General features: G+C 37.5%; 10 protein-coding genes. All 10 read right to left on the bottom strand.

The window, feature by feature from the left end; translation table 11 throughout:
* Window positions 1-133 precede the first annotated feature (133 nt).
* Window positions 134-388: a hypothetical protein gene (locus KKD20_02720; protein MBU4332009.1), complete on the bottom strand. Its 255-nt coding sequence runs from the start codon at window positions 386-388 to the stop codon at window positions 134-136.
* A 49-nt stretch (window positions 389-437) separates the two neighbouring features.
* Window positions 438-722: a helix-turn-helix transcriptional regulator gene (locus KKD20_02715; GenBank protein MBU4332008.1), complete on the bottom strand. Its 285-nt coding sequence runs from the start codon at window positions 720-722 to the stop codon at window positions 438-440.
* Window positions 723-744: 22 nt separating this feature from the next.
* Complete coding sequence (locus tag KKD20_02710) at window positions 745-1,125, bottom strand: four helix bundle protein (protein ID MBU4332007.1); 381 nt, start codon at window positions 1,123-1,125, stop codon at window positions 745-747.
* Window positions 1,126-1,224: 99 nt separating this feature from the next.
* Window positions 1,225-2,313, bottom strand: coding sequence for a DNA recombination protein RmuC (locus KKD20_02705; protein ID MBU4332006.1), 1,089 nt, complete (start codon window positions 2,311-2,313; stop codon window positions 1,225-1,227).
* A gap of 22 nt (window positions 2,314-2,335) precedes the next feature.
* Entirely contained in the window at window positions 2,336-2,713 is a 378-nt protein-coding gene (locus tag KKD20_02700) for a four helix bundle protein (GenBank protein ID MBU4332005.1), read from the bottom strand.
* Between the two features lie 157 nt (window positions 2,714-2,870).
* A complete protein-coding gene (locus tag KKD20_02695) occupies window positions 2,871-3,845 on the bottom strand; it encodes a TatD family hydrolase (protein ID MBU4332004.1) in 975 nt (324 codons plus the stop codon).
* Between the two features lie 68 nt (window positions 3,846-3,913).
* Window positions 3,914-4,426 (bottom strand): CvpA family protein, encoded by a 513-nt coding sequence (locus KKD20_02690; protein ID MBU4332003.1) that lies wholly within the window; start codon window positions 4,424-4,426, stop codon window positions 3,914-3,916.
* 89 nt (window positions 4,427-4,515) lie between these two features.
* The gene (locus tag KKD20_02685; GenBank protein ID MBU4332002.1) at window positions 4,516-5,937 is read right to left on the bottom strand and encodes a methionine--tRNA ligase; all 1,422 of its coding nucleotides are present in this window, start codon (window positions 5,935-5,937) and stop codon (window positions 4,516-4,518) included.
* A gap of 2 nt (window positions 5,938-5,939) precedes the next feature.
* The gene (gene rsmI, locus KKD20_02680; GenBank protein ID MBU4332001.1) at window positions 5,940-6,608 is read right to left on the bottom strand and encodes a 16S rRNA (cytidine(1402)-2'-O)-methyltransferase; all 669 of its coding nucleotides are present in this window, start codon (window positions 6,606-6,608) and stop codon (window positions 5,940-5,942) included.
* A gap of 83 nt (window positions 6,609-6,691) precedes the next feature.
* Window positions 6,692-7,161, bottom strand: a 470-nt coding sequence (locus KKD20_02675; protein ID MBU4332000.1) for an AI-2E family transporter, incomplete at its 5' end; no start/stop codon positions are given.

The raw sequence follows: 7,161 nt of genomic DNA, 5'->3' as shown, positions 1-7,161 counted from the left end.
TATTACGATATTACGATATATCGCAGTGCTTGTAAAAAGTTAAATATTTTTCTGATTCCTATATTTCAAAAAGTGGAACAAAATACTTAGATAAAAAGAACCGCCGAGTCCACCATAATGAACACGACGGTTTTTAAATTACACCGTCTCTAGCGGAAAGTACTTCTTCCTGCCCTACTTGCTCCAATTCACCACTGTAACACCTTGTCCGCAGTGATGGAGAAAATAAATAAGCATGAACTGTAACCACTCTCTCGGGATCCAAATTAACCTTCCCGTCATTGAGAAAAACGTAACCCTGTTGCCTGTCTAGTCTTAAACTATTTAACTCAAAGTGCAAAGGCCGGCCATCTTTACGGCAAACTGTTATATAGCGGGGTTCTGCCATTTTATCCCTCCCCAGTTGAAAGATCGATGTGGAATCCAACTCAAATATTTTATTCAAACGAAATCTTCAACTCTTTGCCAAAAACATCAGCAATTTTTCCCAGCATTTTTAAAGAAAAGTTTTGATTGCCGGCTTCCATGCGAGCGACCGCAGCTTGGCTGGTACCGAGTTTTTTGGCCAGAGTTTGCTGGCTCATTTTTTTCTTTTTGCGTAAATTTAAAACTCGGTAAGCGGCTTCAAGTTGTTTACCATATTCATCAAAATACTTTTTAAATTCGGGATCTCTTAAATCTTTTTGTAAGTCAAGCTCGTAAGAATTTGATTTTTTAGTCATAGTAATAGTCATTGGTCACTAGTCACTGGTCACTAGGGCTGAGTTTAAGTTTAACTGACGCAATAAGGCCATTTATTAATTTTAAAACAGATACACCTTTTTTGAATAAATCAATATATGTTTCTTTTGAGATGTATTCTAGATCGTAAGAATTTATTAATAAGGATTGAACCTCTTGAATTGAGCCTCTGGCTTGATAATAAAATCTTTTTTTATCTTTATAAAAAAACCTGCCAAAACCTTCAGCGATGTTGGAGCAAACAGAAACAATAGCCCGTCGGCTTTGACTGGTAATTCCATAAAGTTCTTCTTTGGGAAAATTTTTCGTATTTCTATAAACATCCTTAGTTAATTCTCTAGCCTTTTGCCAAGCAGTTAATTCGTAAAAATTTTTAACACTCATAATGTTAATCGATAAAAGTTTGAAATAAAAACAAAATGTTGCAGTAGTTTCCCTAGTGACCAGTGACGAGTGACGAGTGACAAGTGACAAACACTGCGACTAATTATCCACACTCGGTTTATCAATTAATTCAGGACTAACTAAACCGCCAGCATTGCCTTCGGAAATTTTTAGGACATCCTTATCTATTTTGCCGAGTTCTTTGTAGGCAGTGTTGTAAGTGTTGACTGTGGTTCCAAGATGACCGCCAAGTTTTCTAAAATAATCCTCATAAGCGTTTATATGCTTTCCAAGCATTTCCACCCGTTTGCGGATTTCTTTGGCGCCTTCTTCAATTTTTAAAGCGCGCAGGCCATGAAGCACTGTTTGGAGATACGCAAAAAATGTTGTTGGCGAAACAATAATAACTTTTTTCTGGCGAAGAGCATATTCAATCAAGTCCTGAGTGTTAACTTTAACAGCTCCAACCTGGTTAATAAGAAGATCATAATATATGCCTTCAGACGGGATAAACATAAAAGCAAAATCCGTGGTTTTTTCATTGGGCCTAATATATTTGCTGGTTTCATCAATGCGAAGCTTAAGATCCTGTTTGAACTGTTTTTCTAAAATTTGACGTTGGGACTGGTCTTGTTCTTCAACTATGCGATTATAATTTTCCAAACTAAACTTGGAATCAATTGGGACCATTCCTTCCCTGGTAAAAACAACAGCATCAACAGTTTCACCGTCTTTAAATTTATACTGCATTTGAAACTGGCCCGGCGGCAGGACATTTTTCAAAACGGTCTCCAGAAAATACTCTCCCAACACTCCCCGTTGTTTGGGATTTTTTAAAATATTTTCCAAACTTTGAAGTTGACCGGCAAAACCCACGACTTGCTTGTTCGTATCATCTAATTTAGTCATTTTTTCGGATATTTCGGAAATGATTTTTTGGCTTTGACCGCTAATGCCTTGAATGATGCGGGTGCTTTGGGTAAATTGTTCTTGGATGACGCGGGTGGACTCGCCGAGTTTGGAATCCAGGGTGCGGTTGAGTTCGGTTAGCTGGTTTTGGAGCAGGAGCAGGGATTTGTCGTCTTGCTTAGCTTCGGCGTCTTTTTTTTCACGGCTTTTGAGATACCAAAAAAGACCCACAAAACCCGTGATGAGGATAACTATTGTAATTACGAATTGTAACGTCATAGTAATAAAGTAATCGAGTAATCTAGTAATTAATTTGTCTTTGAATAGATTTAATTAGCCCCCAAGTCAATCGAGCGACATCATTAGACGCAATAAACAGTTCCGTGTATTTTTCTTTACTTAAATACTCTAGATCCATAGAAATGATTAACAATGATTGAACTTCATAAAGAGAGCCTCTTGATTGATAGTAGAATCTTAACTTGTCCTTGAAGCGATATCTACCAAATCCCTCGGCGATATTGCTGGCTACAGAAACAGCGGCTCTTCTGATTTGATCAATCATGCCAAATCTTTCGTCTTTTGGAAAATCTCGAGTAACCTTATACAAAGCAACTGATAGATGACGCGCTTTTTGCCACGCATCTAAGTCGTAAAAGTGTTTAATTATTTTAGCCATCGCTCAAGAAATTACTTTGTTATTATTTTTCTATCTTAGTAATCAAGTAACCGAGTAATTAAGTAATCGAATACTCTGTCTTAATCTTAATGGGATAAAAAATTTACCTTATTACTTAATTACTCGATTACTTCGTTACTTGATTGCTTGATTACAATTACACTCCAAATAATTCCCGCGCATTCTCCTCCACCGCCGTAATTACCTCATCATATCCTATTCCCTTAATTTTCGCAATTTCTTCGACAATATATTTCACATACGATGGTTCATTACGTTGACCGCGAACTGGTTGGGGCGCTAAATAGGGACAATCTGTTTCAGTGAAGATGTGATTTAACGGTGTTTGTTTGACTACATTGACTAATTCGCCTGCGTTGGTCGAAGACCCTGAGCCGCGCCGAAGGGGGAAAGTAATGATGCCGGTAAAGCCGAGATAGAATCCGAGATTAATGAAGCGTTGGGCTATATCAACGGTCGAGGAGAAACAGTGTATCATTCCTTGAATTTTATAATTATTAATAATTTCGGCCAGGGGCTTGGACCAGGGGCCCATCCCCTTTTGGAGGAGACCAGCCTTTTGGGCCAGATGCCCATCTGCCTTTGGTTGAGGCTGGGATAATTGATAATTGATAATTTTTAACATGTCTCGATATGCTTCTTCGGGATTATCTTTAGCTCCGCGACAATGCAACATTAGGGGTTTGTTGAATCCTCTGGCCAATTCAATATGCTTTAAAAAAACCTCCTCTTGTTTTTTTGTTTTCTTGTTTTCTTGTTTCTTTGAATCAAAATGGAAATAATCCAAACCAGTCTCCCCTACTGCAACAATGCGATTATCTTTATCCGTTGCAAGCAATTCTTTGATTTTAACAAGTTGTTCTTCATCACTCATCTCAACTTTCTCGCGAACTTCATTCTCATCATACTCCTGACCGCCAACATGAATCGGGTGCAGACCCACGGAAGCAAACATGTTCTTATTTTTTCGCGCCAATTCTAAAGCTAAACGGCTCGTGGGATACTGCGAGCCGATATTTATTACTTTCATATTTTGGCAACGGTTGATGACCTCGTTCCTGTCATTTGCGTAGGCTTGAAAATTTAAGTGGGCGTGGCAATCTATTAACATATTTGTTTATTACGTTTATTAATTTATTAGTTTATTAATAAATCAATAAACTAATAAATGAATAAATTTTAAAGCAGTCCTTCTATCTCCTTCAAAGCATCCGGTAATAAAAGCAACAGAAACTTAACCAAGAAAATCAACGCTGGGGCGATTTGGGATTCTAAGAGCTGTCCGTCTAGCAATGACCAGAAAGCAAACTTTGAATAAACAAACAAACATAGACCTAAAAAAACCACTCCCTGCAAAAGGCCAAAAACTCCGCCAGCCAAACGATTGATGGTTTTTAAAAACGGGATAATTGTAAAAAATTTAAAAATCCGGTCTAGAAGACAAAAAATAAAATCAATGAGCCGCGCGGTGATTACGAAAATCAAAATAAAAACCACCACGGTTAAAACCTTTTCTGACCAAGGTATGTATTGGGTCACCCAACCCGCCAAATCTTCATAAAAAACTCCGGCAATAAAAATTCCCAAAACCAAACCCACAAAACCGCCAACAGTTTTTATCAAACCCCGCCAAAAGCCGGTTAAGAAAAATAAAAATAATAATACTAATAAAATAATGTCTAGGATGTTCATAAGGACAAGTAAATAAGTGAATGAGTAATTGAGTAATCAAGTAATAAAGTAATTGAAGGCGGGATAAGTAATAAGTAATAATTTTTATTTTATTTTATCCTCGGAAATAAAATCTCGTGTTTTTTGATTTTGGGTTGAGAGAATTGGTTTAGGATTTTTTGGGCGGTTTCGGGAATAAAGGGAACTAATGCTTTAGCGATTTTTTGGATGCCAATAACGAGTTTTTTGAAAATTTTCTCAAGCTCTTTTTTTTCTTTTACTTTCCAGGGTTCTTTTTTGTTGATGTATAAATTAGCTTCATCGATTTTTTGCCAAATGAATTTTAGAATCTCGTCAAATTTGAAGTCAGAATAAAATTTGTCTATTTGTTTTTCAAACTCGTTCGGCTTGACTTCAAGCTTAGCAAACTCAATTTCATTTTTCTCAATTAAGTTGGCGGTACGGCTGATGAGGTTGCCGAGATTGTTGGATAGATCAGCGTTATATTTTTCTCTAAACCGCTCTTCAGAAAAATCGCCATCGCCATGGGCTGGAATTTCACGCAATAAAAAATATCGGACCGCGTCAACGTCATATTTCTTGACTAATTCAAACGGATCAACAGTGTTGCCTATGGATTTAGAAATTTTTTCACCGCCAATATTAACATAGCCATGGACGAATAATTTTTTGGGCAGGGGCAGGCCAGCAGAAAGCAGCATAGCTGGCCAATAGATAGCATGAAAACGGCTGATACCCTTGCCAATAACATGGATATCAGCAGGCCAAAATTTCTTAAACTTATCCCCATTGATGTCGTAATCAAGCGCGGAAATATAGTTTATCAAAGCATCAAACCAAACATAGATAATTTGCGAGTTATCACCGGGCACGGGAATCCCCCAGCCCTTAGCCCGTTCTTTTGACCGGGAAATACTGAAATCTTTAAGGCCATTTTTTATGAAATTCAAAACTTCATTTTTCCGAGTTTGAGGAACTACTTGATATTCGTCTGACTCAATCAACTTTTCAAGTTTTTTTTGGTATTTAGAAAGCTTAAAAAAATAATTTTCCTCTTCCACTGTTTCCGGTTTGGTCTTATGCTCTGGGCATTTGCCGTTGGTCAAATCCTTTTTGAGATAAAAACTTTCACAGCCAACGCAATAAAGTCCTTTGTACTTCTTTTTATAAATATCATTTTTACAAGCTTGCCAAAATTTTTGAGTTCCAAGTTTGTGTTTTTCGCTTGTTGTGCGAATGAATTCATCATTGGAAATATTAAGAGTCCGAGTTAAATCAATGAATTTTTGCGTGTTGCGGTCGACTAATTCCTGGGTGCTAATCCCCTCTTTTTCAGCAGCTTGGACATTTTTTAAACTGTTTTCATCAACGCCGGTTAGAAAAAAAGTATCTTCTTTTTTTTCTCTGGAGTAACGAGCAACAACGTCCGCTTGAATCAATTCCAAAGCAAAGCCGATATGCGGAGCGGCATTAACGTAAGGAATTGCGGTTGTAATATATTTCTTTTCCATAATTATTTCCCTCTCACAATTACCACAAACTCACCTCTAATTTTATCTTGACTCAATTTTTCTAAAACTTCACTTGCGACGCCGCGATAGGTAGTCTCAAATTTTTTGGTCATTTCCCGACAAACCACAAGCTGTTGTGAACCACAATGCTCCTTTAAAGAATTTAGAGTTTTAATTATGCGATGCGGCGACTCGTAGAAAACGATTGTTCTTTTGGATTCAGCAATTTCTTTAAATAGTTTTTCACGGCCCTTCTTTGTTGGTAAAAATCCTAAAAAAATGAATGAATCAGTTGGCAAGCCGGAAATAGAAATTGCCGCTGTGAGGGCCGAAGGTCCGGGGATAGTTTCGATTTTAACGCCATCACCCAGTTTTTCAACCACCTCAGCCACTAGTTTACCGCCGGGGTCAGAAATACCGGGCGTACCCGCATCAGTAACCAAAGCCAAGTTTTTACCAGCTTCCAATAGTTTAATAATTTGTTCTAATTTAGTCAATCGGCTGTGCTGGTGATAACTTAGGGTTGGAGTTTTAATATTATAATGACTCAATAATTTCTGGGTATGACGAGTATCTTCGCATAAAATTAAATCAACCTGCTTTAACGTATCTAACGTTCGCAGGGTGATGTCAGAAAGATTACCGATTGGGGTGGCAACGATATATAACATGAAAATTTCTAATTCACCTGATAAAATAATATAAAAAATAAAATAATATAAAAACTTATCTCGTCTCGTTTATTTTTATATTTTTATATTATTTTATTTTTATTACCACTCTCTCCTTGCTTTCTTAAATCCAAAAAGTCTTTAAGCATCACTGAAAAAGCAGTGGCCACTGGCACGGCAATTAAGGCGCCAACAATGCCGGCTATCTTGCCGCCAATCAAAATTACTAAAATCACCACAATCGGGTTAAGCCCTACTGCCCGCTTCATTATCTTGGGCACAATTAAATTATTCTCTAATTGCTGAATGATAAGATACAAGACAATCACCAAAAGACCTTTTATCGGCGACTGGGTAAGGGCGATAAAAACCGCGGGCACAGCGCCAAAAATCGGGCCAATATACGGAATAATTTCCATCAAACCCGCAAATAGCGCCAGTAATAAAGCATACCTGACCCCTAAAATCAAAAGTCCGATGTAGGATAGGATACCGATGATTATCATTAAAATAACTTGCCCCCTAAGCCAAGAACCAATCTTTTTTTGCATCC

The organism is Patescibacteria group bacterium, assembly GCA_018896645.1.
Lineage (GTDB): Bacteria > Patescibacteriota > Patescibacteriia > UBA2591 > JABMQE01 > JAHIMF01.
Note: the sequence above shows the minus strand (reverse complement) of the source record. Positions and strands in the feature narration are given on the sequence as shown.

Bases quoted from the DNA above. Each gene is read 5' to 3' on its own strand.
- KKD20_02720 (MBU4332009.1), bottom strand. From the start codon at position 388: ATGGCAGAACCCCGCTATATAACAGTTTGCCGTAAAGATGGCCGGCCT.
- KKD20_02715 (MBU4332008.1), bottom strand. From the start codon at position 722: ATGACTAAAAAATCAAATTCTTACGAGCTTGACTTACAAAAAGATTTA.
- KKD20_02710 (MBU4332007.1), bottom strand. From the start codon at position 1,125: ATGAGTGTTAAAAATTTTTACGAATTAACTGCTTGGCAAAAGGCTAGA.
- KKD20_02705 (MBU4332006.1), bottom strand. From the start codon at position 2,313: ATGACGTTACAATTCGTAATTACAATAGTTATCCTCATCACGGGTTTT.
- KKD20_02700 (MBU4332005.1), bottom strand. From the start codon at position 2,713: ATGGCTAAAATAATTAAACACTTTTACGACTTAGATGCGTGGCAAAAA.
- KKD20_02695 (MBU4332004.1), bottom strand. From the start codon at position 3,845: ATGTTAATAGATTGCCACGCCCACTTAAATTTTCAAGCCTACGCAAAT.
- KKD20_02690 (MBU4332003.1), bottom strand. From the start codon at position 4,426: ATGAACATCCTAGACATTATTTTATTAGTATTATTATTTTTATTTTTC.
- KKD20_02685 (MBU4332002.1), bottom strand. From the start codon at position 5,937: ATGGAAAAGAAATATATTACAACCGCAATTCCTTACGTTAATGCCGCT.
- rsmI (MBU4332001.1), bottom strand. From the start codon at position 6,608: ATGTTATATATCGTTGCCACCCCAATCGGTAATCTTTCTGACATCACC.